The sequence below is a fragment of the Thioclava sediminum genome (genome assembly GCF_002020355.1).
In the GTDB taxonomy this organism is placed as follows: domain Bacteria; phylum Pseudomonadota; class Alphaproteobacteria; order Rhodobacterales; family Rhodobacteraceae; genus Thioclava; species Thioclava sediminum.
Window position 1 is genome coordinate 751,692 of sequence record NZ_MPZV01000002.1, and the last position, 18,839, is coordinate 770,530.

At 61.6% G+C, this 18,839-nt stretch carries 30 protein-coding genes; 4 read left to right on the plus strand and 26 right to left on the minus strand.

What is annotated here, in order from left to right:
* Positions 1-5 precede the first annotated feature (5 nt).
* The 10 genes from rpsE to rpmC form a co-directional block, all read right to left on the minus strand.
* A complete protein-coding gene (gene rpsE, locus BMI91_RS10925) occupies positions 6-575 on the minus strand; it encodes a 30S ribosomal protein S5 (protein WP_075773857.1) in 570 nt (189 codons plus the stop codon).
* A gap of 114 nt (positions 576-689) precedes the next feature.
* Positions 690-1,049 carry a 50S ribosomal protein L18 gene (gene rplR / locus BMI91_RS10930; RefSeq protein ID WP_075773856.1) on the minus strand — a complete coding sequence of 120 codons (360 nt, stop codon included), beginning with the start codon at positions 1,047-1,049 and terminating at the stop codon, positions 690-692.
* 11 nt (positions 1,050-1,060) lie between these two features.
* Positions 1,061-1,594 carry a 50S ribosomal protein L6 gene (gene rplF / locus BMI91_RS10935; RefSeq protein ID WP_078604934.1) on the minus strand — a complete coding sequence of 178 codons (534 nt, stop codon included), beginning with the start codon at positions 1,592-1,594 and terminating at the stop codon, positions 1,061-1,063.
* A 10-nt stretch (positions 1,595-1,604) separates the two neighbouring features.
* The gene (rpsH, locus tag BMI91_RS10940) at positions 1,605-2,003 is read right to left on the minus strand and encodes a 30S ribosomal protein S8 (RefSeq protein ID WP_152845393.1); all 399 of its coding nucleotides are present in this window, start codon (positions 2,001-2,003) and stop codon (positions 1,605-1,607) included.
* Positions 2,004-2,013: 10 nt separating this feature from the next.
* Entirely contained in the window at positions 2,014-2,319 is a 306-nt protein-coding gene (rpsN, locus tag BMI91_RS10945) for a 30S ribosomal protein S14 (protein WP_075773854.1), read from the minus strand.
* A 19-nt stretch (positions 2,320-2,338) separates the two neighbouring features.
* A complete protein-coding gene (gene rplE / locus BMI91_RS10950; RefSeq protein WP_078549282.1) occupies positions 2,339-2,896 on the minus strand; it encodes a 50S ribosomal protein L5 in 558 nt (185 codons plus the stop codon).
* Positions 2,896-3,201, minus strand: a complete 306-nt coding sequence (rplX, locus tag BMI91_RS10955) for a 50S ribosomal protein L24 (protein WP_078521279.1) — start codon at positions 3,199-3,201, stop codon at positions 2,896-2,898. Before rplX ends, rplE begins: the two co-directional genes overlap by 1 nt.
* Positions 3,201-3,569, minus strand: a complete 369-nt coding sequence (gene rplN / locus BMI91_RS10960; RefSeq protein ID WP_075773851.1) for a 50S ribosomal protein L14 — start codon at positions 3,567-3,569, stop codon at positions 3,201-3,203. Before rplN ends, rplX begins: the two co-directional genes overlap by 1 nt.
* Before the next feature lie 76 nt (positions 3,570-3,645).
* The gene (gene rpsQ, locus BMI91_RS10965; RefSeq protein ID WP_078521280.1) at positions 3,646-3,879 is read right to left on the minus strand and encodes a 30S ribosomal protein S17; all 234 of its coding nucleotides are present in this window, start codon (positions 3,877-3,879) and stop codon (positions 3,646-3,648) included.
* Positions 3,880-3,891: 12 nt separating this feature from the next.
* Positions 3,892-4,092, minus strand: coding sequence for a 50S ribosomal protein L29 (rpmC, locus tag BMI91_RS10970; RefSeq protein WP_078521281.1), 201 nt, complete (start codon positions 4,090-4,092; stop codon positions 3,892-3,894).
* A gap of 188 nt (positions 4,093-4,280) precedes the next feature.
* Between rpmC and BMI91_RS10975 the strand changes: the two genes are divergently transcribed.
* The 3 genes from BMI91_RS10975 (at position 4,281) to BMI91_RS10985 (ending at position 6,210) form a co-directional block, all read left to right on the plus strand.
* Positions 4,281-4,916, plus strand: a complete 636-nt coding sequence (locus BMI91_RS10975) for a 2OG-Fe(II) oxygenase family protein (RefSeq protein WP_078604935.1) — start codon at positions 4,281-4,283, stop codon at positions 4,914-4,916.
* 113 nt (positions 4,917-5,029) lie between these two features.
* On the plus strand, positions 5,030-5,503 hold the full coding sequence (locus BMI91_RS10980) for a hypothetical protein (RefSeq protein ID WP_158522137.1): 474 nt from the start codon (positions 5,030-5,032) through the stop codon (positions 5,501-5,503).
* Between the two features lie 173 nt (positions 5,504-5,676).
* Positions 5,677-6,210 carry a flavodoxin domain-containing protein gene (locus BMI91_RS10985; RefSeq protein WP_078542380.1) on the plus strand — a complete coding sequence of 178 codons (534 nt, stop codon included), beginning with the start codon at positions 5,677-5,679 and terminating at the stop codon, positions 6,208-6,210.
* Positions 6,211-6,284: 74 nt separating this feature from the next.
* Here the strand turns inward: BMI91_RS10985 and rplP are convergent, their stop codons facing one another.
* The 5 genes from rplP to rplB are packed head-to-tail and all read right to left on the minus strand — an operon-like array spanning position 6,285 to position 8,927.
* Entirely contained in the window at positions 6,285-6,698 is a 414-nt protein-coding gene (gene rplP, locus BMI91_RS10990; protein ID WP_078542381.1) for a 50S ribosomal protein L16, read from the minus strand.
* Between the two features lie 14 nt (positions 6,699-6,712).
* Positions 6,713-7,420 (minus strand): 30S ribosomal protein S3, encoded by a 708-nt coding sequence (rpsC, locus tag BMI91_RS10995; RefSeq protein ID WP_078521288.1) that lies wholly within the window; start codon positions 7,418-7,420, stop codon positions 6,713-6,715.
* A complete protein-coding gene (gene rplV, locus BMI91_RS11000) occupies positions 7,420-7,800 on the minus strand; it encodes a 50S ribosomal protein L22 (RefSeq protein WP_078521290.1) in 381 nt (126 codons plus the stop codon). Before rplV ends, rpsC begins: the two co-directional genes overlap by 1 nt.
* A 5-nt stretch (positions 7,801-7,805) precedes the next feature.
* Positions 7,806-8,084: a 30S ribosomal protein S19 gene (gene rpsS, locus BMI91_RS11005; RefSeq protein ID WP_078521291.1), complete on the minus strand. Its 279-nt coding sequence runs from the start codon at positions 8,082-8,084 to the stop codon at positions 7,806-7,808.
* Positions 8,085-8,087: 3 nt separating this feature from the next.
* Entirely contained in the window at positions 8,088-8,927 is an 840-nt protein-coding gene (rplB, locus tag BMI91_RS11010) for a 50S ribosomal protein L2 (RefSeq protein WP_078521293.1), read from the minus strand.
* Positions 8,928-9,182: 255 nt separating this feature from the next.
* Here rplB and BMI91_RS11015 point away from each other — a divergent pair, with 255 nt between their 5' ends.
* Positions 9,183-9,488, plus strand: coding sequence for an SH3 domain-containing protein (locus BMI91_RS11015; RefSeq protein ID WP_078604937.1), 306 nt, complete (start codon positions 9,183-9,185; stop codon positions 9,486-9,488).
* A 114-nt stretch (positions 9,489-9,602) separates the two neighbouring features.
* Here the strand turns inward: BMI91_RS11015 and BMI91_RS11020 are convergent, their stop codons facing one another.
* The 11 genes from BMI91_RS11020 to BMI91_RS11070 form a co-directional block, all read right to left on the minus strand.
* Positions 9,603-9,899, minus strand: a complete 297-nt coding sequence (locus BMI91_RS11020; protein WP_078521296.1) for a 50S ribosomal protein L23 — start codon at positions 9,897-9,899, stop codon at positions 9,603-9,605.
* Entirely contained in the window at positions 9,896-10,516 is a 621-nt protein-coding gene (gene rplD, locus BMI91_RS11025; RefSeq protein ID WP_075773839.1) for a 50S ribosomal protein L4, read from the minus strand. Before rplD ends, BMI91_RS11020 begins: the two co-directional genes overlap by 4 nt.
* The gene (gene rplC / locus BMI91_RS11030; protein ID WP_078542383.1) at positions 10,513-11,379 is read right to left on the minus strand and encodes a 50S ribosomal protein L3; all 867 of its coding nucleotides are present in this window, start codon (positions 11,377-11,379) and stop codon (positions 10,513-10,515) included. Before rplC ends, rplD begins: the two co-directional genes overlap by 4 nt.
* Before the next feature lie 10 nt (positions 11,380-11,389).
* Positions 11,390-11,698 (minus strand): 30S ribosomal protein S10, encoded by a 309-nt coding sequence (gene rpsJ, locus BMI91_RS11035; RefSeq protein ID WP_036639457.1) that lies wholly within the window; start codon positions 11,696-11,698, stop codon positions 11,390-11,392.
* A 213-nt stretch (positions 11,699-11,911) separates the two neighbouring features.
* Positions 11,912-13,087, minus strand: a complete 1,176-nt coding sequence (tuf, locus tag BMI91_RS11040; protein ID WP_078549290.1) for an elongation factor Tu — start codon at positions 13,085-13,087, stop codon at positions 11,912-11,914.
* Between the two features lie 60 nt (positions 13,088-13,147).
* Positions 13,148-15,271, minus strand: a complete 2,124-nt coding sequence (gene fusA, locus BMI91_RS11045) for an elongation factor G (protein WP_078521302.1) — start codon at positions 15,269-15,271, stop codon at positions 13,148-13,150.
* Between the two features lie 18 nt (positions 15,272-15,289).
* Positions 15,290-15,760, minus strand: coding sequence for a 30S ribosomal protein S7 (gene rpsG / locus BMI91_RS11050; protein WP_075773836.1), 471 nt, complete (start codon positions 15,758-15,760; stop codon positions 15,290-15,292).
* Positions 15,761-15,772: 12 nt separating this feature from the next.
* Positions 15,773-16,144 (minus strand): 30S ribosomal protein S12, encoded by a 372-nt coding sequence (gene rpsL / locus BMI91_RS11055; RefSeq protein WP_038074720.1) that lies wholly within the window; start codon positions 16,142-16,144, stop codon positions 15,773-15,775.
* Between the two features lie 244 nt (positions 16,145-16,388).
* On the minus strand, positions 16,389-17,126 hold the full coding sequence (locus tag BMI91_RS11060; RefSeq protein ID WP_158522138.1) for a phosphatase PAP2 family protein: 738 nt from the start codon (positions 17,124-17,126) through the stop codon (positions 16,389-16,391).
* Complete coding sequence (locus BMI91_RS11065) at positions 17,107-18,555, minus strand: ArnT family glycosyltransferase (protein ID WP_078604939.1); 1,449 nt, start codon at positions 18,553-18,555, stop codon at positions 17,107-17,109. The genes BMI91_RS11060 and BMI91_RS11065 overlap by 20 nt, the downstream gene beginning before the upstream one ends.
* Positions 18,530-18,835 carry a lipid-A-disaccharide synthase N-terminal domain-containing protein gene (locus tag BMI91_RS11070; protein WP_078604940.1) on the minus strand — a complete coding sequence of 102 codons (306 nt, stop codon included), beginning with the start codon at positions 18,833-18,835 and terminating at the stop codon, positions 18,530-18,532. Before BMI91_RS11070 ends, BMI91_RS11065 begins: the two co-directional genes overlap by 26 nt.
* Positions 18,836-18,839 lie beyond the last annotated feature (4 nt).

Here is an 18,839-nt window from a genome sequence, read left to right on the forward strand (position 1 = left end):
TCTCCTTACGCTTCCGTGGCTTCGGCAGGTGCCTCAGCCTCGGGCTTCTTGAGGATGTCGGCCACTTTCTTGCCGCGGCGCGCAGCCACCTGACGGGGGCTTGCTTCGCGGGTCAGACCGTTCAGCGTGGCACGGATCATGTTGTAGGGGTTCTGGGTGCCGGTCGATTTCGACACGACGTCCTTCACGCCCAGCATCTCGAACACGGCACGCATCGGACCACCGGCGATGATCCCGGTACCTTCCGGTGCGGTGCGCATCACGACCTTACCAGCGCCATGACGGCCCTCAATGTCGTGGTGCAGCGTGCGGCCATCGCGCAGCGGGACGCGGATCAGGTTGCGCTTCGCTTGCTCGGTGGCTTTGCGGATCGCTTCCGGAACCTCTTTGGCCTTGCCTTTGCCGAAGCCGACACGGCCACGCTGGTCGCCGACGACCACGAGGGCTGCGAAGCCAAAGCGCTTACCACCCTTCACGGTTTTCGACACGCGGTTGATCGCGACGAGGCGATCGGCGAATTCCGGGTTTTCGTCGCGGTCGTCGCGGCGGCCCCGGCGGTTGTCACGTTCTGCCATGAGGCATTCCTTCTCGTGATGGCGTGGTTTCACGCCGTTTGTCTCAATCCAGGTGCCCCGCCCCGAAGGGCTCGGCCCGGATCATCGGGGGGACGCGAACGTCCCCCACCAGTCTTAGAACTTCAGACCGCCTTCGCGGGCTGCGTCGGCGAGCGCCTTGATCTTCCCGTGGAACAGGAAGCCACCGCGGTCGAAGTAGCAGGTTTCGACACCGGCCTTCTTCGCACGCTCGGCGATCGCGGCGCCAACTTTGGCTGCCGCTTCGACGTTGTTCTTGCCGACCACGCCGAGATCTTTCTCGAGCGTGGAAGCGGCGGCCAGAGTGCGACCGTTGACGTCGTCGATCAGCTGAACGCTGATGTTCTTCGACGAACGATGCACCGAAAGACGGGCGCGACCAGCGGCCATCTTGCGAAGCTTGTTCCGGACGCGCAGGCGGCGCTTGAGGAACAGATCCCGTTTGCTGTTTGCCATTTTCGCGTTCCTTACTTCTTCTTACCTTCTTTGCGGAAGATATACTCACCCTTGTAGCGGATGCCCTTGCCCTTATAGGGCTCGGGAGCACGCCATTCGCGGATATTTGCCGCGACCTGGCCCACCTGCTGCTGGTCAGAACCTTCCACAACGATCTCGGTCTGCTTCGGAGCGGTGACAGTCACGCCCTCCGGAACCTCGAAGTTGACTTCGTGCGAATAACCGAGCGACAGCTTCAGGACGTTGCCCTGCATCTGCGCACGATAACCAACACCCTGAATCTCCAGCTCCTTCTTGAAGCCTTCGGTCACGCCCTGCACGAGGTTCGCGACCTGCGAGCGGGTCATGCCCCACTGCTGGCGCGCGCGCTTCGAGAGGCCACGCGGGGTGATGGTGACGAGGTTGTCCTCAAGCTTGAGGCTCACATCGTCGGTCGCGGTGAAGGAACGGGTGCCTTTCGGCCCCTTCACTTCGATGGTCTGGCCCGACAGCTGCGCCGTAACGCCGCTGGGAAGCTCGACCGGTTTCTTACCAATACGAGACATTGAGCCCTCCTTAGAACACGGTGCAGAGCACTTCGCCGCCAACATTGGCGGATCGTGCGTTTGCATCCGACATCACGCCCTTCGAGGTCGAGACGATCGAGACGCCGAGGCCCTGACGGACCGACGGAACGTCTTTCGCGGCCATGTACACGCGGCGACCGGGGGTCGAGACGCGCTGCAGCTCGCGGATGACCGGGGTGCCCTCGTAGTACTTGAGGCTGATTTCCAGCTCCGGATGGCCGGCAGCAGACGTCGCCTGCTCGTAACCACGGATGTAGCCTTCGTCAGCCAGCACGTCGAGAACCCAAGCGCGAAGCTTGGAGGCCGGGGTGCGGACGGTGGATTTGCCACGCAGTTGTGCGTTGCGGATGCGGGTCAGCATATCGCCGAGAGGATCGTTCACAGACATGTCGCCCTCCTTACCAGCTCGACTTCACCATGCCGGGGATCTGACCGTAGGAGGCCAGGTCACGCAGCATGATCCGCGAGAGTTTGAGCTTACGGTAGTAAGCGTGGGGACGACCCGTGAGCTGGCAACGATTGTGCAGCCGGACCGCCGACGAGTTGCGCGGGAGTTCCGCGAGTTTCAGCGACGCCTTGAAGCGCTCTTCCATCGGGCGCTCCTGGTCGTTGATGATTTCCTTGAGCGCGGCCCGCTTGTCAGCGTACTTGTTCACAAGACGCTGGCGCTTCGCTTCGCGCGCAACCATGGATTTCTTAGCCATAAGTTTCGTTCCTCCGCGATCAGGCGTTGAAGGGCATGTTGAAATGCTTCAACAGCGCCTTCGCTTCGGCATCCACGTCAGACGTGGTCACCATGATGATGTCCATACCCAGAACCTCATCGACCTTATCGAAGTCGATCTCGGGGAACACGATGTGTTCCTTGAGGCCCATTGCGAAGTTGCCACGACCGTCGAAGGACGGCTTCACGCCGCGGAAGTCGCGAACGCGCGGCATAGCAACGTTGATCAGGCGATCGAGGAATTCGTACATCCGGTCACCGCGCAGGGTCACTTTCGTACCCAGCGGCATCTCTTCCCGGACGCGGAAGCCAGCGATCGACTTCTTCGCCTTGGTCATCACGGCCTTCTGACCAGCGATGAGCGAGAGCTCTTCGGCGGCCTGCTTGACCTTCTTGGTGTCTTTCACGGCTTCGCCGACGCCCATGTTCAGCACGATCTTGTCGAGCTTCGGGATCATCATGTCGTTCTTGTAGCCGAACTCTTCTTTCAGCGCCGCCTTGATGGTGTCGCGGTAAAGAGCGCGAAGACGCGGAGTGTAGGTAGCTTGATCGAGCATCAGATCGCATCCCCCGTGGTCTTGGCGAAACGCACCTTCTTGCCGTCTTCCTCGCGGAAGCCGACGCGGGTGGCTTTGCCGTTTGCGTCCATCAGAGCCAGGTTCGACAGGTCGATCGGCATAGCCTTGGGCTGGCGACCGCCCTGGTTGGACTGGGTCTGACGCTGGTGGCGGATCGCAACGTTCACGCCGTCGACGACAGCTTTGCCGGCTTTCGGGTCGACAGAGGTGATCTCACCCTGCTTGCCCTTGTCCTTGCCAGCGAGAACGACGACCTTATCGCCTTTACGGAGCTTAGCAGCCATTACAGCACCTCCGGAGCAAGCGAGATGATCTTCATGAAGTTCTTCGCACGCAGCTCACGCACGACCGGCCCGAAGATACGGGTGCCGACCGGCTCGCCCGCGTTGTTCAGGATGACGGCGGCGTTGCGGTCGAAACGGATGGCGGTGCCATCGTCGCGACGAACTTCTTTGGCGGTGCGCACGACGACGGCCTTACGGACGTCACCTTTCTTCACGCGGCCGCGCGGGATCGCTTCCTTGACCGACACCACAATGATGTCGCCCACGGATGCGTAACGGCGGTGCGAGCCGCCGAGGACCTTGATGCACTGAACCCGGCGAGCGCCGGAGTTGTCAGCAACATCCAGATTGGTCTGCATCTGGATCATGGGGTTACTCCCGACCTTTGGGGACGCCTATGCAGTAAGGGCCCCAGGGTTTCGAATACTGACGGATGGCCCCGGCTTACGCCGAAACCACAACCCGCCAGCGCTTGGTCTTCGAGACGGGTGCGCACTCTTCGATGCGAACAATGTCACCGGTCTTGAACTGGTTTTCCGCGTCATGGGCGCGGTATTTCTTGGATTTCCGGATCGTTTTCTTGAGAACCGGATGCGTGAAGCGGCGCTCGACCGAAACGGTTACGGTCTGGTCGTTTTTGTCCGACGTCACGGTACCTTGCAGGATGCGTTTGGGCATAGGAAGCTCTCCTTACTTCGCGGCTTCAGCGGCTTTTTGGTTCAGCACGGTTTTGATACGTGCAACGTCCCGACGAACAGAGCGCATGCGCGCGGTGTTCTCGAGTTGGTTCGTGGCCTGCTGAAAGCGGAGGTTGAAGGCTTCTTTCTTCAGCGAGACGAGCTGATCACGCAGCTCATCAGGCGTCTTCGCCTTGAGTTCTTGGGCGTTCATCCCGGGTCCTTTCTTGGCATCAGAGGGCCCCTCGCGGGTGACCCTGCTTTCTGATGGGTTATGTCGGTCCTGATTTCAGGAACTTGGGGCCAATATCAGAGCGAATCGAATATGGCAAGGATTGTTTGGCCTTCGGCCCGCTTTGGCGTAACAGGGGGGTAAATCCACGCCCAGTTGCGAGAGCCCTAATGTCCGAGCCCAAGACCCAGATCGAGTCCCTCTTCGTCACCCGCCTCTACCGTGCCGCCCTATCCGAATTCCGCCCCAAGGTCGATACGGGCGAGCTGGAAGCCTCGTGCTACGCCATCGCCGAAGACGACGAGGCCGGGCAGAACTGGTGCGAGGAGAACGGCTATCCGGGCTATACCTCCTACGCCTCGCTCACCGACCTGCCCTGGCGCTTCCCGATCTTCGCGGACATGGTGAAGGCACTCGACAAGCACGTCGCGGCGTTTGCCGAGGATCTGCAATTCGATCTGGGCGAGGGCAAACTTGTGCTCGAAGACCTCTGGATCAACATCCTGCCCGAAGGCGGCACCCACAGCTCCCACCTGCACCCCCATTCGGTGATCTCGGGCACGACCTATGTCGCGATGCCCGACGGCGCCTCTGCGCTGAAGCTGGAGGACCCGCGCAGCGCCCGGATGATGGCGGCCCCGACCCGCCTCAAGACCGCCCGGCGCGAGCTGCAGCCCTTCATCTACATTGCCCCCGAACCGGGCGAGGTGCTGCTCTGGGAAAGCTGGCTGCGCCACGAGGTGCCGATGAACATGGCCGAGGACGAACGCATCTCGGTGAGCTTCAATTACAAATGGGTGGATTGATGAAGTGCTGTCAGTGCGACCGCCCTGCCCTCTACTACGTTGGCGAAGAGAGTAACGTACCTCTGTGCCTGCATTGCTACACGCTCTTATCCCGCAACAATCACATCGAATTCTTGAAGAATGCGATGATGATGAATCGGGCTCTGGATGATATGGACATGATAACTGGAATGCCAACTGGCACCCCGAGGCTTCCAGTGCAGGCACTTGCCGCAGCAATCCAAGGGGGACACACCTTGAACAACTTTAATATTTCTGAATCCCAGATCGGCGTTTTGAACACTGGAGCGATCAACAAAATCGATGCAGCAATCACATTAACAAAAGGAACAGATGCCGAAGGAATGGGGCATCACATCAAAACCCTTACGGAAGCTGTTCTCTCATCTGATGAACTAACGACAGAACAAAAGAACGCAATTATCGAGCTCACGGAAACGCTTTCAGAAGAGGTTGTGGGGCAACGTAAACCCGCGACGATCAAAGCTGTTCTCAAGGAGATCGTAGAGCAAACCAAAGGCGCCGCGACGATCACCGCAAGCGCTAAAGTACTTTGGGACATTCTGGCGCCACTTTTCAGCGCATGACCACGCCGCTCGCGGAATTGGAATTACCTATCTTCTTCTGGCGCCGCTGCCGCCTCACTCGGTCAGCTTAAATTACAAATGGGTGGATTGAGCCCGGCGCTTTGATCGTCATCATAGCCAAACCGCGTCTCACCTGATTTCCTTGCTGCGCAACCAGATAACGGGAGCGCAGCATGAAAACACTCGTCGCCTATGCCTCCAGCGAGGGGCAAACCCGCAAGATCGCGCGGCACGTCGCCGACCGGATCTCCGAATTGGGCCACTCCGCAGAATTGATCTCCACTAAGGAAGCCGAGGGGATGAACCTCGACCGGTTCGACCGGATCATCCTCGCGGCATCGATCCATGTCGGACATTATCAGGGCCGCTTCGCCGATTTCGTCGCAGAGCAACGCGACATCATCCGGAACCGCCCGAGCCTCTTTCTCTCCGTGTCCCTGGCCGCCGCCGGTCACGACGCGGAGGATTGGCGCGCCCTCGACAAGATCCTTAAGGACTTCGAAGAGGCGACCGGCTGGACGCCGGATCTGACCGAGCAGATCGCGGGCGCCTACCTGCCGTCGAAATACGATATCTTCCGGCGGTTCGTAATGCGCCGGATCGTGGCGAAGAAGGACCCCGATGCCGATCTCGACGCCGATATAGAATATACAGACTGGGAAGCGCTCGATGCGCTGATCGACGGCTGGATCTCCGACGGCGCCTGATCATACCGCCAACAACGCAAAAGCCCCGCCATCTCTGGCGGGGCTTTCGTTTGTCTTCAGCAGTCAGACCGGGATTACCAGTCCTGACGCTCGACGATACGGCAGGCGACCGGAAGCTTGGCCGCGCCGAGGCGCAGAGCCTCACGAGCGGTCTCTTCGTTGACGCCGTCGATCTCGAACATCACGCGGCCGGGCTTGACCTTGGCGGCCCAACGGTCGACCGAACCCTTACCTTTACCCATACGGACTTCGGTGGGTTTCGCGGTGATCGGGGTATCCGGGAAGATCCGGATCCAGACACGGCCTTGACGCTTCATGTGGCGGGTGATCGCACGACGCGCAGCTTCGATCTGACGGGCGGTGACGCGCTCGGGCGCCTCTGCCTTGAGGCCGAAGTGACCGAAGTTCAGGTCGAAACCACCTTTGGCTTCACCGTGAATCCGGCCTTTGTGCATCTTGCGGAACTTCGTCCGTTTCGGTTGCAGCATAACTATCTACTCCCTCAGCGATCGCGACGCGGGCCGCGCGGTGCCGGGCCCTCTTGGGCTTCAGCATGCTTGCGGTCACGAGCTTGCGGATCATGTTCCATGATCTCGCCTTTGAAGATCCAGACCTTCACGCCGATGATCCCGTAGGGGGTCGACGCTTCGGACAGCGCATAGTCGATATCGGCACGCAGGGTGTGCAGCGGCACGCGACCTTCGCGATACCACTCGGTACGTGCGATCTCGGCGCCGCCCAGACGGCCAGCGACGTTCACACGGATACCAAGACCACCCATACGCATCGCGTTCTGCACCGAGCGCTTCATGGCGCGACGGAACGAGACACGACGCTCGAGCTGCTGTGCGATCGACTCGGCGACGAGCTGCGCATCGAGTTCCGGCTTGCGGACTTCGACGATGTTCAGGTGCAGCTCGCTGTCGGTGAAGTTCGCCAGCTTCTTGCGGAGCGCTTCGATGTCAGCGCCCTTCTTGCCGATGATGACGCCCGGACGTGCAGCGTGAATGGTCACACGGCACTTCTTGTGCGGACGCTCGATGATGACGCGGCTGATGCCGGCCTGCTTGGCTTCCTCGTGGATGAACTCGCGGATCTTGATGTCCTCGAGCAGCAGGTCGCCATAGTCTTTGCTGTCGGCGTACCAGCGGCTATCCCAGGTGCGGTTGACCTGGAGGCGCATGCCGATCGGATTAACCTTCTGACCCATTACGCTTGCTCCTCAACCTGACGCACCTTGATGGTGATTTCCGAGAACGGCTTCATGATCTTGCCGAAGCGACCACGTGCCCGCGGACGGCCACGCTTCATCACCAGGTTCTTGCCAACCCAGGCTTCCGCCACGACGAGCTCGTCCACGTCCAGGCCGTGGTTGTTCTCAGCGTTGGCGATTGCCGACTGAAGGCACTTCTTCACGTCGAGCGCGATGCGCTTCTTCGAGAAGGTCAGGTCCGAAAGGGCCTTGTCGACCTTCTTGCCACGGATCATCGCGGCGACGAGGTTCAGTTTCTGCGGCGAGGTGCGAAGCATGCGGGTCTTCGCCATCGCTTCGTTCTCCGCCACGCGGCGCGGATTCTTTTCCTTACCCATGACGATTACTTCCTCTTGGCTTTTTTGTCGGCCGCATGCCCGTAATAGGTGCGGGTCGGCGAATATTCACCGAACTTCTGACCGATCATTTCCTCGGTGACGTTCACCGGGATGTGCTTGTGGCCGTTGTAGACCCCAAAGGTCAGACCAACGAATTGCGGCAGGATGGTGGAGCGACGCGACCAGATCTTGATGACGTCGCCTTTGCCCGACTCGCGAGCCTTCTCTGCTTTTTTCAGCAGGTAGGCATCAACGAAGGGGCCTTTCCAAACAGAACGAGACATATGTTAGCGACCCTTCTTCTTCGCGTGACGCGAACGCAGGATATACTGGTCCGTCTTCTTGTTGACGCGCGTGCGCTTGCCCTTGGTGGGCTTGCCCCACGGCGTAACCGGATGACGGCCACCCGAGGTACGACCTTCACCACCACCGTGCGGGTGGTCGATCGGGTTCATCGCGACACCGCGGACGGTCGGACGGACACCCATGTGGCGCTTACGACCGGCTTTACCGAGGTTCTGGTTCGAGTGGTCGGCGTTCGACACGGCACCGATGGTCGCCATGCATTCCTGACGCACGAGGCGCAGTTCGCCCGACGAAAGACGCAGCTGAGCGTAGCCACCGTCACGGCCGACGAATTGGGCGTAGGTGCCCGCGGCGCGTGCGATCTGGCCACCCTTGCCGGGCTTCAGTTCGACGTTGTGGACGATGGTACCGATCGGCATGCCCGAGAACGGCATCGCGTTGCCCGGCTTGACGTCGTGACGCGAGCCCGAAACGACCTTGTCACCGACAGCGAGACGCTGGGGTGCGAGGATGTAGGCCTGCTCACCATCTTCATAGTTGATCAGCGCGATGAAGGCGGTCCGGTTCGGATCGTATTCGATCCGCTCGACGGTGCCTTGAACATCGAACTTGCGACGCTTGAAATCGACGATGCGGTAGAGACGCTTCGCGCCACCACCCTTGTGCCACATCGTGATCCGCCCGGTGTTGTTCCGGCCACCCGACTTGGTCAAACCCTGCGTGAGGGCTTTGACCGGACGGCCTTTCCAAAGCTCCGAACGGTCGATCAGAACCAGCCCACGCTGGCCCGGCGTCGTCGGCTTATACGACTTGAGTGCCATGCTTTCTGTCTTCCGTTGGTTTGCGGCGAGTTGCCCCGCCTGTCTGTGTGTATAGGGCCCCGAAGGTCCCCGAATTCAAAAATCACGGGCCCCGGAACGAATCCGAGGCCGCGAGACTGGCGCGATGTAGCAGGGATGCGGGGGTGAGTCTATAGGCTTGGCCTGTTTTTGCGCGCGATGGTCCAAGCAACTGGCGCTTCGCGGTCCGGACATGCAAAATGGCCTCCGAGGCAGAAGACATAACAGGAGCAACCAATGCGTCCAACCCGAGCAACCCTCCTTGCAGCCACGCTCTGCGCGGCAGCCACCCTCGCCACCCCGACCCTCGCCGACGCGTGGCGCGGCACCTATGAGGTCGCCGGGGTGAAAGGCGAGGACATGCTGAAACTGCGCGCAGGGCCCGGCACCGGCTACAAGGTGATACTGGGCCTTCCTAACGGCGCGATCGTCCATGTGCGCAGCTGCGAGCGCAGCGGCAATACCCGCTGGTGCAACGTCTCGCTCGACGTCGCCCGCAACCTGCGCGGCTATGTCTCGGAAAGCTACCTGCGCGAGAAGTGAGGCGCTGGCGCTTCCCGGGCGCTCCATGAGGGGCAAGCGCCCCTTCCCCCACCACCGCAAACGAAAAGGCCCCCGCATCAGCGAGGGCCTTCTCAATTTCTCTGTCCTACCGGATTACAGGCCGGTGGTGACGTCGATCGTGTTGCCTTCTTCCAGCGTCACGTAGGCTTTCTTGAAGTCCGAGCGACGGCCGGGGGTGCCCCGGAAGCGCTTGGTCTTGCCTTTGGTGATGGTGGTGTTGACCGCCTTCACCTTGACGCCGAAGAGAGTTTCAACAGCTTCTTTGATCTGCGGCTTCGAAGCGTCTTTCGCCACTTCGAAAACAACAGCGCCGTTCTCCGAGGCCATGGTGGCCTTCTCGGTGATGATCGGCTTGACGATCACGTCGTAATGTTCGGGTTTCGCGCTCATTTCAGACGAGCCTCCAGAGCTTCGACACCCGCCTTCGTGAGCACGAGCGTGTCACGCTTGAGGATGTCATACACGTTGGCGCCCATCGAAGGCAGCACATCGATGCCGTCGATGTTGCGCGCGGCTTGGGCGAAGTTCTCGTTCACCTCGGCCCCGTCGATCACCAGCACCTTCTTCCAGCCCAGCTCCTTGGCGGCTTTCGCCAGCAGCTTGGTCTTGGCTTCGGCGAGCTGCGCGTCCTCCAGGACGATCAGTTTGCCAGCAGCGGCTTTCGACGACAGCGCGTGCTTCAGACCCAGAGCCCGGAACTTCTTGGGCAGGTCGTGAGCGTGGCTGCGCGGGGTCGGGCCCTTGTAGACACCACCCTTGCGGAAGATCGGCGCCTTGCGGGAGCCGTGACGTGCGCCACCGGTGCCCTTCTGACGGTAAATCTTCTTGGTCGAGTAGCTGACCTCCGAGCGGGTGAGAACCGAGTGGGTGCCCTGCTGAGCCTTCGCGCGCTGCCAGCGCACGACGCGATGCAGGATGTCCGCACGCGGCTCGAGCCCGAAGATCTCGTCGGCGAGGTCGATCGAACCGGCTTTGCCGGCGTCGAGCTTGATCACATCGAGTTTCATTGCTTGTCTCCTTCGGGCGCTTCGCCGCCGTCTTCGCCTTTGTCGGCTTCGATCGACTCTTCAGCTTCCTTCAGCGCAGCAGCTTCCTGAGCGGCCTGCTCCTCGGCGAGACGCTGAGCTTCGGCTTCAGCCTCGGCAGCAGCAGCGGCAGCGGCTTCTTCAGCAGCTTTCGCAGCGGCTTCGGCAGCCGACTTCAGCGCGGCGGGGTAGATGATGTTCTCGGAGAGCGGCTTCTTGACCGCATCCTTGACCGTCACCCAGCCACCTTTGGCGCCCGGCACCGAACCCTTGACCATGATCAGGCCACGGTCGGCATCGGTCTTGACGACCTGAAGGTTCTGGGTCGTGACGCGCACGGCACCGAGGTGACCTGCCATCTTCTTGCCCTTGAACACCTTGCCCGGGTCCTGACACTGACCGGTCGAACCGTGCGAGCGGTGCGAGATCGACACGCCGTGCGTGGCGCGCAGACCACCGAAGTTGTGACGCTTCATAGCACCGGCGAAACCCTTACCGATCGAGGTGCCCGCGATATCCACGAACTGACCTTCGAAATAGTGGTTCGCGGTGATTTCCTCGCCCACTTCGATCAGGTTTTCTTCAGCGACGCGGAATTCCGCGACTTTGCGCTTCGGGGCGACATTGGCTTTCGCGAAGTGACCACGCAGAGCGGCGGTCGTACGCTTGGCCTTGGCTTCACCAGCGCCGAGCTGAACGGCCGTGTAGCCGTCGAGTTCGGAAGTGCGCTGAGCCACCACCTGAAGCTTGTCGAGTTGGAGAACGGTCACAGGAACCTGCTTGCCGTCCTCAAGGAAGAGCCGGGTCATGCCCAGCTTCTTGGCGATAACACCAGTCCGCAGCATAATGCCCTCCTTACACCTTGATCTCGACGTCGACGCCCGCTGCGAGGTCGAGCTTCATCAGCGCGTCCACGGTCTGGGGGGTCGGATCGACGATGTCGAGAAGACGCTTATGCGTCCGGATTTCCCACTGGTCGCGCGACTTCTTGTCGATGTGCGGACCACGCAGAACCGTGAATTTCTCGATCTTGTTCGGGAGCGGGATGGGCCCGCGAACCTGAGCACCCGTGCGCTTCGCGGTGTTCACGATTTCCTGGGTGCTGGCGTCCAGCACGCGGTAATCGAACGCCTTGAGCCGGATGCGGATATTTTGGCCGGTCATATGTCATGCCTCTTCGCATGGCGTGAAGGTTGAGAGGCAGACGGCACCGAATGTAGCGCCTGCATCGAACCTGAAAATCTTGGCAGATCAGGCGCGTCCTCTATGGCGTCACCCTGAGTCTGTCAAGAGCGAATGGCGCGCCTTTCGGCGCACCATTCAAATTCTTTCCAACTGTCGTTTTCGGGGCCCCGGAGAGGGCCCCGAAACCATCGATCACGCGATGATTTTGGAGACGACGCCGGCGCCGACGGTGCGGCCGCCTTCGCGGATTGCGAAGCGCAGACCGTCTTCCATCGCGATCGGGGCGATCAGTTCGACTTCGAACTTCAGGTTGTCGCCCGGCATCACCATCTCGGTGCCCTCGGGCAGCGTCACGGTGCCGGTCACGTCCGTCGTGCGGAAGTAGAACTGCGGACGGTAGTTCGCGAAGAACGGGGTGTGACGGCCACCTTCCTCTTTGGTGAGGATGTAGGCTTCAGCCTCGAACTTGGTGTGCGGCTTCACCGAACCCGGCTTACACAGAACCTGACCACGCTCGACGCCGTCACGGTCCACACCGCGCAGCAGCGCGCCGATGTTGTCGCCAGCTTCACCACGGTCCAGCAGCTTGCGGAACATCTCGACGCCCGTGCAGGTCGTCTTCGTGGTGTCGCGGATACCCACGATTTCCAGTTCGTCGCCGACGTTGATCACGCCACGCTCGACGCGGCCGGTCACAACCGTACCACGGCCCGAGATCGAGAACACGTCTTCGATCGGCATCAGGAAGGGCTGGTCCACGGCGCGCTCCGGCGTCGGGATGTAGCTGTCGACAGCTTCCATCAGCGCGCGGATCGAGTTCTCGCCGATTTCCGGGTCACGGCCTTCCATCGCGGCCAGAGCCGAACCCTTGACGATCGGGATATCGTCGCCGGGGAAGTCGTAGGACGACAGAAGTTCGCGAACTTCCATTTCCACGAGCTCCAGCAGCTCTTCGTCGTCGACCTGGTCAACCTTGTTCAGGTACACGACCATCGCCGGGATGCCGACCTGACGGCCGAGCAGGATGTGCTCGCGGGTCTGCGGCATCGGGCCGTCAGCTGCGTTCACAACCAGGATCGCGCCGTCCATCTGCGCGGCACCCGTGATCATGTTCTTCACGTAGTCGGCGTGGCCGGGGCAGTCGACGTGCGCGTAGTGACGCGACTCGGTCTCGTACTCCACGTGCGCGGTCGAGATCGTGATGCCGCGGGCTTTCTCTTCCGGCGCGCCGTCGATCTGGTCATACGCGCGGAAATCACCGAAATACTTCGTGATCGCAGCCGTCAGCGTCGTCTTGCCGTGGTCAACGTGGCCAATCGTGCCGATGTTGACGTGCGGTTTGTTACGTTCAAACTTTTCCTTTGCCATGATGGCCTCCTGTCAGTGCGTTGGATTGGAAAGGCGCCGGGTTGCCCCGGCGCACGTCCCTTACGCGTATTTCTTCTGGATCTCGTCCGAGATGTTCTGCGGCACGGCTTCGTAATGGCTGAAGAGCATCGTGAAGACCGCACGACCCGAGGACATCGAACGCAGGTTGTTGATGTAGCCGAACATGTTGGCGAGCGGCACGAAGGCGTTCACGACGACCGCGTTGCCGCGGGTGTCCTGACCTTGCACCTGGCCCCGACGCGAGGTCAGGTCGCCAATGATGCCACCGGTGTATTCTTCCGGGGTCACCACTTCGACTTTCATCATCGGCTCGAGCAGCTTCGCGCCAGCCTTGCGCAGACCTTCACGCATCGCGGCACGCGAAGCGATTTCGAAGGCGAGCACCGAGGAGTCGACGTCGTGGAAAGCACCGTCAACCAGCGCAACCTTGAAGTCGATCACCGGGAAGCCTGCCAGCGGACCGGAGTCCATGACCGACTTGATGCCCTTTTCGACGCCCGGGATGTATTCCTTCGGAACAGCACCACCAACGATGCGGCTCTCGAACGAATAACCTTCGCCCGGCTCGGTCGGCGTGATCTCGAGCTTGACGCGCGCGAACTGACCGGTACCGCCGGTCTGCTTCTTGTGCGTGTAGTCGATCTCGGTCGCGTGGCTGATCGTCTCGCGATAGGCCACCTGCGGAGCACCGATATTCGCCTCAACCTTGAACTCGCGCTTCATGCGGTCGACCAGGATGTCGAGGTGAAGTTCGCCCATGCCCTTCATGATGGTCTGACCCGACTCGAGGTCGGTCTCGACGCGGAAGGACGGGTCTTCGGCTGCCAGGCGCTGAAGGGCGAGGCCCATCTTCTCCTGGTCGGCTTTCGACTTCGGCTCCACGGCGATCTCGATCACCGGATCGGGGAAGGTCATCGTTTCGAGAACGACTTGGTTGTTCGGGTCGCACAGCGTGTCACCGGTGGTGGTCTCTTTCAGACCGGCCAGCGCGATGATGTCGCCCGCATATGCTTCTTCGATCTCGGTCCGGTTGTTCGAGTGCATCATCATCATACGACCGATGCGCTCTTTACGACCTTTGGTCGCGTTCAGGATCGAGTCGCCCTTCTTCATCGTGCCCGAGTAGAGGCGCGTGAAGGTGAGCGAGCCCACGAAGGGGTCGTTCATGATCTTGAACGCGAGACCCGAGAGCGGCTCTTCGTCATCGGCGTGACGCGCGATGTTCCGGGTTTCCGTCTCGTCGTCCGGCGAGAAGCCCATGTAGGCGGGCACGTCGAGCGGCGAGGGCAGGAAGTCGACCACGGCGTTGAGCAGCGGCTGGACACCCTTGTTCTTGAAGGCCGAACCACCCAGAACCGGAACGAAGGACAGCGACAGCGTGCCCTTACGGATCAGGCTGCGCAGCGTTGCGATATCGGGCTCTTCACCTTCGAGATAGGCCATCATCGCGTCGTCGTCTTGCTCGACGGCGTTCTCGATGAGGTGCGAACGCCATTCGTCCGCAGTCGCCTTCAGATCGTCACGGATCGGCTGACGCACCCAGGCAGCGCCCAGATCTTCGCCTTTCCAGACCCACTCTTCCATGGTGACCAGGTCGACGATGCCTTCGAGTTGATCTTCGGCACCGATCGGGAAGTTCACCGGAACCGGGGTCGCACCGGTGCGGTCTTTGATCATCTTCACGCAGTTGAAGAAGTCCGCGCCGATCTTGTCCATCTTGTTGACGAAGACGAGGCGCGGAACCTTGTAGCGGTCAGCCTGACGCCACACGGTCTCGGTCTGCGGCTCAACACCGGCGTTCCCGTCGAGCAGCGCAACAGCGCCGTCGAGCACGGCCAGCGAACGCTCCACCTCGATGGTGAAGTCGACGTGGCCGGGGGTGTCGATGATGTTCATACGGAACTTGGTATCATCCGTACCTTCGGCGGTCGGATCTTCCTGCCACTGCCAGAAAGTCGTGGTAGCTGCCGAGGTGATGGTGATGCCGCGCTCGGCCTCTTGCTCCATCCAGTCCATGGTAGCAGCACCGTCGTGCACTTCGCCGATCTTGTGCGACTTGCCGGTGTAGAACAGGATGCGCTCGGTCGTCGTGGTTTTACCAGCGTCGATATGCGCCATGATCCCGAAGTTGCGATAACGCTGTAGGGGATATTCGCGAGCCATTGTGGCGTCCTTCCGTTATTACCAGCGATAATGGCTGAACGCTTTGTTCGCGTCGGCCATCTTGTGGGTGTCTTCGCGCTTCTTGACCGCGGAACCACGCGAGTTCACCGCATCCAGAAGCTCGCCAGCGAGGCGCTCTTCCATGGTGTTCTCGTTGCGGGACTTGGCGGCAGCGATGAGCCAGCGGATGGCCAGCGCTTCGCGGCGGGTCGGGCGCACTTCGACCGGAACCTGGTAGGTGGCACCACCCACACGACGCGAACGCACTTCGACCGAAGGCTTCACGTTGTCGAGGGCTTCGTGGAACACCTCGATGGGCTCACGCTTGAGCTTGCCCTCAACGCGGTTGAGCGCGTTGTAGACGATTTTCTCGGCGGCGGACTTCTTGCCGTCGATCATCAGGTTGTTCATGAATTTGGTCAGCACGCGATCGCCATATTTGGCGTCGGGCAGGACTTCGCGCTTTTCAGCGGCGTGACGACGAGACATCTCGAGATCTCCTTACTTCGGACGCTTCGCGCCGTATTTCGAACGGCGTTGACGACGGTCTTTAACACCTTGCGTATCGAGCACACCGCGCAGGATGTGGTAACGAACGCCCGGAAGGTCTTTCACACGGCCGCCACGGATGAGCACAACGGAGTGCTCCTGGAGGTTGTGCTTTTCGCCCGGGATGTAGGAGATGACCTCGAAGCCATTCGTCAGGCGCACCTTGGCGACCTTACGCATAGCGGAGTTCGGTTTCTTCGGCGTCGTCGTGTAGACGCGCGTGCAAACGCCACGCTTTTGCGGGCACTCTTGGAGGTGTTGCGACTTAGAGCGCTTCACCTTGGGCTGCCGCGGTTTGCGGATCAGCTGTTGGATCGTCGGCATTCGGTTCCCCGTTCTGCTGTCAATACTCGCCCCGTTTCCGGAGGCGCCACTTCTCGACGCGTTTCCGCGCGGATTCGCGAAAACGCCAAATCGCATTCCTCCCCGGCCCGAGGACCGCGGCGAATGCGTTGAATTCCAGAGGATCGGGGCGAAGGCCCGGATCATGACCACTAGAAATCGGCGACCCTTCGGGCAGACTTCGCCCGTCAGGTAGCGCGGCGTATAGGGGGAGTCGTGTGGGTTGTCAACTCTCGCGGCGGGTCCGTGCGAGGAGCTGCGCGCCCCACCCCGCAAACAGGATCCCCCAGAGGAGCCAGGCCACCGTAAGGCTCACCAATCCGGCGAAATAGGTATCCGACAGGAAGTGCCGCCCGGTACCGACTCGCTGCACGATGATGAAGACCGCGACGAAGACGCCGATGGCCCGCAGATAGAGCAAGCCCCAGCGCGGCAGGCGCAGCCGCGACAGCTCCGCGCCGAGCCAGATCAGCAACCCCAGCGCCACCGCCGCCGCCACCTCGCCCGACACGAACGAGCAGTTCCGCGAGCATTGATCGGTGAAGGTCCCCGCGAGGCTGAAATGATGCGCGCCGCCAAAGAGATCGACATCTGCCGGGCGCGCGCGCCCCGAATTGGCCTTCAGAACCCCGTTCACGACCACGATCGGGCCGAGCAGGTAGAGCAGGCAGATGAAGGCCCAGATCCGCGCGGGCAGGCGCAGCACCGTGCGATGACGCAGCCCCGCCCACGGCCAGACCACGAGCGAGACGAGGAACAGCACGATCGAGACATCCCAGATCCGCTGGCGCAGCCATTCCCAGAGCGGATTGGTGATCACCGAGAACCCCTCCCCTGCCCGGTAGAACAGCCCGGCGACGCCGAGGTCGAGCTCCGGCACGAAGCGGAACAGCAGGAAGCCCCCGATCCACGCCGCCAGCAACAAGCGGCCCGCGAAGATCATGTCAATTTTCGGAACGGACACAGCGCGCCTCCACCAGATAAGCCGCATAGCCTTTGCCTGCCCAAGTCCCGGTCGCGTCGAGCTGCGCCTCGGGGGAAACCGGACCGCTGCCGCAATCGGGCGCGCTATTGGCGATCACCAGCAAACGACCATTATAGTCCTGTGGCAAGGGCCACATCTGCTCGTAATAGCTGTCGGCGCGCTGCTTGGGGTTCGGAGCAAAGACGGTCACGCCCGAATCCTGCCCGGTATAGAACAGATCGGCCAGGATCGCGCGATTGCCCGTGTAGACCGGCACGTCGGCCTCTTTCGCGAGCGTCAGGATCTGGCGGCTCAGATCGGCCTGCCCCAGCCACCGCTTCAGAAGCGGCGCGCCATCCTTCTGCGGATACGGCGCGAGGACGGTCAGCAGCGGGATCGACAGCGCGATCAGCCCGTTGATCAGGAGCGCGATCCAGCGCCAGATGCCGCGCAGCACCATCACCGCCAAAACGGTCCCTGCGAAATAGGCGGCGACCGCCCAGTTGGCATAGGCCCGGTCGAGCAGCGCCTCGATCGTCACCGCGACCAGCGGCGGCACCGAGAGCATCGCCAGCCCGCGCTTGTCCGGATCGCCCCAGCTCGCGTAACCGATCAACAGCGCCACCATGGTCACCGGCCCGAAGACCGCGAATTGCGAGGCGACGAACTCCACCATCGAGCCGAAATTCAGCGCGGCCCCTTCGCGGACCCAACCGACATTGTCCATCGTATGCGAGACGGTCGTCAGCCCGTTATTCAGGTTCCAGACCACGTTTGGCGCGATCACCAGCCCGAAAGCCAGCGTCGCGATCACCATATTACGCCAGCCGATCCGCCACGCCGGCGCAACAAGGGCTGCCAGCGCCAGGCCGGGGATCAGGTAGATCGCGGCGTATTTCGCCATGAAGGCCAGCCCCGCCGCCACGCCCGCGGCCAGCGCGTCCGACCAGCGGCGGCTCTCGCCAGTGCGATGCAGGAACAACAGGCTCAGCGCGTAGAACGGCGCCATAACGGTATCGGTCGAGATCAGCACCGAGCCGACCGCAACGAAGGGCAGCGTGACATAGATCGCCGCCGACCAGATCGCGACCGAACGCCCCGCGATCCGCGCGCCCAGGGCGCCGAGCACCAGCGCCGTGATACCGTGCAACACAGCGCCCGGCATCCGCACCCAAGACGGCGCGTCCGAGCCCGCCAGATCGGTCACCGCCCGCAGCAGCCAGCCGATCAGCGGCGGTTTCGAGTAATAGCCGAAATCGAGATGCTGGCCCCAGAGCCAGTATTGCGCCTCATCGACGAAGAGATCGGTCTTGTTGAACGCCAGAAGTACCAGCCGCAGCGCGGTGACTGCGGCGACGACGATCAGGGCCGGGACGAGCCAGCCGTCCCGATCGCCCCTGCGTTCAAGCTTCGCGTTTACGCTTGGCATGGATCAGCCACAGATTGCGCCCGTAGATGAACACGCCGAGCGACTGGCCGAGAACGAAGACCGGATCTTTGCGATAGAGCGCATAGGTCAGCAGCATCACGCCGCCGGCGAGCGAGAAATACCAGAATGCGACCGGCACCACGGATTCGCCTTTGCGCTCGGACGCGATCCACTGGACGAGAAACCGCCCCGTGAACATGAGCTGCGCGAGCAGGCCGAAGAGGACCCACCACAGCTCGAGAACGCTGTCCGCGTGAAGCACACCCATCAGCCAGTCCATAGGC

Bases quoted from the DNA above. Each gene is read 5' to 3' on its own strand.
- rpsS (WP_078521291.1), bottom strand. From the start codon at position 8,084: ATGTCTCGTTCTGTTTGGAAAGGCCCCTTCGTTGATGCCTACCTGCTG.
- rplX (WP_078521279.1), bottom strand. From the start codon at position 3,201: ATGGCTGCTAAGCTCCGTAAAGGCGATAAGGTCGTCGTTCTCGCTGGC.
- rpsJ (WP_036639457.1), bottom strand. From the start codon at position 11,698: ATGACCGGCCAAAATATCCGCATCCGGCTCAAGGCGTTCGATTACCGC.
- rpmC (WP_078521281.1), bottom strand. From the start codon at position 4,092: ATGAACGCCCAAGAACTCAAGGCGAAGACGCCTGATGAGCTGCGTGAT.
- BMI91_RS11070 (WP_078604940.1), bottom strand. From the start codon at position 18,835: ATGGACTGGCTGATGGGTGTGCTTCACGCGGACAGCGTTCTCGAGCTG.
- rpsH (WP_152845393.1), bottom strand. From the start codon at position 2,003: ATGTCTGTGAACGATCCTCTCGGCGATATGCTGACCCGCATCCGCAAC.
- rpsL (WP_038074720.1), bottom strand. From the start codon at position 16,144: ATGCCGACGATCCAACAGCTGATCCGCAAACCGCGGCAGCCCAAGGTG.
- rplV (WP_078521290.1), bottom strand. From the start codon at position 7,800: ATGGGTAAGGAAAAGAATCCGCGCCGCGTGGCGGAGAACGAAGCGATG.
- rpsC (WP_078521288.1), bottom strand. From the start codon at position 7,420: ATGGGTCAGAAGGTTAATCCGATCGGCATGCGCCTCCAGGTCAACCGC.
- fusA (WP_078521302.1), bottom strand. From the start codon at position 15,271: ATGGCTCGCGAATATCCCCTACAGCGTTATCGCAACTTCGGGATCATG.
- BMI91_RS11020 (WP_078521296.1), bottom strand. From the start codon at position 9,899: ATGAGCGCGAAACCCGAACATTACGACGTGATCGTCAAGCCGATCATC.
- rplP (WP_078542381.1), bottom strand. From the start codon at position 6,698: ATGCTGCAACCGAAACGGACGAAGTTCCGCAAGATGCACAAAGGCCGG.
- rpsG (WP_075773836.1), bottom strand. From the start codon at position 15,760: ATGTCTCGTCGTCACGCCGCTGAAAAGCGCGAAGTCCTGCCCGACGCC.
- BMI91_RS10985 (WP_078542380.1), top strand. From the start codon at position 5,677: ATGAAAACACTCGTCGCCTATGCCTCCAGCGAGGGGCAAACCCGCAAG.
- BMI91_RS10975 (WP_078604935.1), top strand. From the start codon at position 4,281: ATGTCCGAGCCCAAGACCCAGATCGAGTCCCTCTTCGTCACCCGCCTC.
- rpsE (WP_075773857.1), bottom strand. From the start codon at position 575: ATGGCAGAACGTGACAACCGCCGGGGCCGCCGCGACGACCGCGACGAA.
- BMI91_RS11015 (WP_078604937.1), top strand. From the start codon at position 9,183: ATGCGTCCAACCCGAGCAACCCTCCTTGCAGCCACGCTCTGCGCGGCA.
- BMI91_RS11065 (WP_078604939.1), bottom strand. From the start codon at position 18,555: ATGCCAAGCGTAAACGCGAAGCTTGAACGCAGGGGCGATCGGGACGGC.
- rplF (WP_078604934.1), bottom strand. From the start codon at position 1,594: ATGTCTCGTATTGGTAAGAAACCGGTCGAGCTTCCCAGCGGCGTTACG.
- tuf (WP_078549290.1), bottom strand. From the start codon at position 13,087: ATGGCAAAGGAAAAGTTTGAACGTAACAAACCGCACGTCAACATCGGC.
- rpsQ (WP_078521280.1), bottom strand. From the start codon at position 3,879: ATGCCCAAACGCATCCTGCAAGGTACCGTGACGTCGGACAAAAACGAC.
- rplR (WP_075773856.1), bottom strand. From the start codon at position 1,049: ATGGCAAACAGCAAACGGGATCTGTTCCTCAAGCGCCGCCTGCGCGTC.
- rplD (WP_075773839.1), bottom strand. From the start codon at position 10,516: ATGAAACTCGATGTGATCAAGCTCGACGCCGGCAAAGCCGGTTCGATC.
- rplE (WP_078549282.1), bottom strand. From the start codon at position 2,896: ATGCTCGATCAAGCTACCTACACTCCGCGTCTTCGCGCTCTTTACCGC.
- rplN (WP_075773851.1), bottom strand. From the start codon at position 3,569: ATGATCCAGATGCAGACCAATCTGGATGTTGCTGACAACTCCGGCGCT.
- rplC (WP_078542383.1), bottom strand. From the start codon at position 11,379: ATGCTGCGGACTGGTGTTATCGCCAAGAAGCTGGGCATGACCCGGCTC.
- rpsN (WP_075773854.1), bottom strand. From the start codon at position 2,319: ATGGCTAAGAAATCCATGGTTGCGCGCGAAGCGAAGCGCCAGCGTCTT.
- rplB (WP_078521293.1), bottom strand. From the start codon at position 8,927: ATGGCACTCAAGTCGTATAAGCCGACGACGCCGGGCCAGCGTGGGCTG.